Below are 2,483 nucleotides of genomic sequence, written 5' to 3' on the forward strand. Positions count from 1 at the left end.
GTCTATTAAGCGTTAAAACATTTTTTATTAAATAAATTAAGAAAGGAATCATCATTTTTAACTAAGGGAGAAGATTGAATTGAAAAAATTATGGATGCTGCTTTTCGTTTGTTTCGCGGTTATGTTGGTAGGATGTAATAAAAACGAACCGCCAAAACAAGCATTTGAAGAATATATCAATTTATGGAATGATAGAAAATTTACAAATATGTATGATCATTTATCAGATCATGCAAAAAAATCAATTTCTAAAAAAGAATTCACAGAAAAATATCAAAAAATCTACGAGGGGATTGGAGCTAAGAATTTAAAAGTTAAAATGAAAGGAGAGAATACGAAAGATAAAGAGCTTTTTCTTTTTGAAGTTAAGATGGATACCGATGTAGGATCAGTTTCATTCATCCATGAAGCAAAACTTGTGAAAGATAAAGAGTCTTGGAAAATAGATTGGACGCCAGACTTCATTTTTCCAGGAATGAAAAAAGATTACAAAGTACGTATGCAAATAGAGCAAGGAAAACGCGGAGAAATATATGATCGAAATGGAAAAGGGCTTGCAACGAATGGTAAAGCGACTGAGGTTGGAATTATTCCAGAGAAACTAGGCGAAACAGCAGCGCAAACGAAAGAAATAGTAGCACAATTACTTGATATGTCTATAGAAGAGGTCGAACAAAAGCTCACAGCAAAATGGATAAAACCAGACTCCTTTGTACCAATTGGTATTTTAAAAGAGGGAACCAGACAGAATGATTATATTGAATTAGAAGGAGTTTCATCTCACCCAGTAAATATTCGTACGTATCCATTAGGTGAAGCAGCGGCACACTTAACTGGATATATAGGAAAGGTGAATGCGGAGGAGTTAAAATCACTTCAAAAACAAGGTTATCAAGCAGATGATTTAGTAGGTAAGACCGGTTTAGAGAAAGTGTTAGAAAATAAATTGCGTGGCGAAAAGGGTGGACGCGTATTTATAGAAGATGAGAAGGGGAAAGAGATTAAAAACGTAGCAAAAAAAGAAGCAAAAGAAGGAGAAAATGTTACGTTAACAATTGATGCTGCAATTCAAGAAAAAATCTTTAATGAGATGAAAACTGAAGCAGGGTCTAGTGCAGCGGTCAATCCTAAAACGGGTGAAACAATCGCACTTGTAAGTAGCCCTGCTTATAATCCAAATATAATAGTTAGAGGAGCATCGAAAGCCCAACGAGAAGCATGGAGTAACGACTCGAAACTACCAATGACGAATCGCTTTACACAAGCATTTGTACCAGGTTCCGTATTTAAAACGATCACAGGTGCAATTGGTTTGGAAACAAACACAATAAATCCGAAGGAAGAATTTAAAATTCAAGGATTGAAGTGGACAAAAGATTCGTCTTGGGGAAATTACTATGTAACGCGTGTAAAGGATGCAAGTCCAATTGATTTTGATAAGGCAATGAAGTACTCTGATAATATTTATTTTGCTCAACAAGCTTTGAAAATGGGAAAAGATCAGTATGTAAATGAATTTAAAAAGTACGGATTTCATGAAAAATTACCAATCGAATACGAACTTCCTATTTCAATCATTGCAAAAGATGGGATAAAAAACGATATTCAACTTGCAGACACGGGCTATGGACAAGGACAAGTATTAATGACACCACTTCATTTAGCATTAACATATGCACCGATTGTAAATGAAGGGAATATTCCGTCGCCACATCTTTTAAAAGAAGCAAAAGTAGCGGGGAATTGGAAAGAAAATGTGGTTTCTAAAAAGAATCAAGAGATATTAAAGAGTGCATTAATCAAAGTCATTAATGACCCTGATGGCGCAGGGAGAATTGCACAGGTTGATGGTGTGACGCTTGCTGGTAAAACTGGTACAGCAGAACTGAAAGAGTCGAAAGAAGCAGACGGAAAAGAACTGGGATGGTTCGCAGCTTTCGATGCAAATGCGCCAGACATGATTGTTACAATGATGATTGAAGATGTAAAAGGAAGAGGAGGAAGTAACGTTCCAGGTGAAAAAATAAAACATGTATTTCAGAAATAATACTTAATTATAAGGTGAATTTTTCACTAAATTTATTACATGTTTGCTTAACTCAAAGATATAAATTGGGGGAAATATAGAACAATTAAATTTCAAAAAAGCATTCTTTCTAATCGAGAATGCTTTTTTGCTGTCATTCTAGAAAAGTTGACATTGTTAATGGTAAATAGAAGGGAATAGCAAATTGAAATGGACAAGTAGAGTGTTACGTTAAATTCAAAAAATAGATTATTGTGAGTGGATTTTTATCATTGTATGCTTTACTTGTTTTTTAGTAGTATTATTCTGCCTGAAAAAAGATAAACAATGGAACAAATGAAACTTGTATTTTGTCTATATATTGAAACCATAATAAAAAAGTGAGGGCAGTTTTATGTTTATTCAAATAAGTTTGAGGTGTGGAAATGGAACAGACGTTTATTGAAAAGTGTAATCA

At 34.0% G+C, this 2,483-nt stretch carries 1 protein-coding gene; it reads left to right on the forward strand.

All coding sequences use genetic code 11. From position 1 onward, the window contains the following. Window positions 1–79 precede the first annotated feature (79 nt). Complete coding sequence (locus tag ABWK52_RS27515) at window positions 80–2,047, forward strand: penicillin-binding transpeptidase domain-containing protein (protein WP_025966181.1); 1,968 nt, start codon at window positions 80–82, stop codon at window positions 2,045–2,047. Window positions 2,048–2,483: the final 436 nt, after the last annotated feature.

It is taken from the genome of Bacillus sp. AP50 (assembly GCF_040492675.1).
Classification (GTDB): domain Bacteria; phylum Bacillota; class Bacilli; order Bacillales; family Bacillaceae_G; genus Bacillus_A; species Bacillus_A cereus.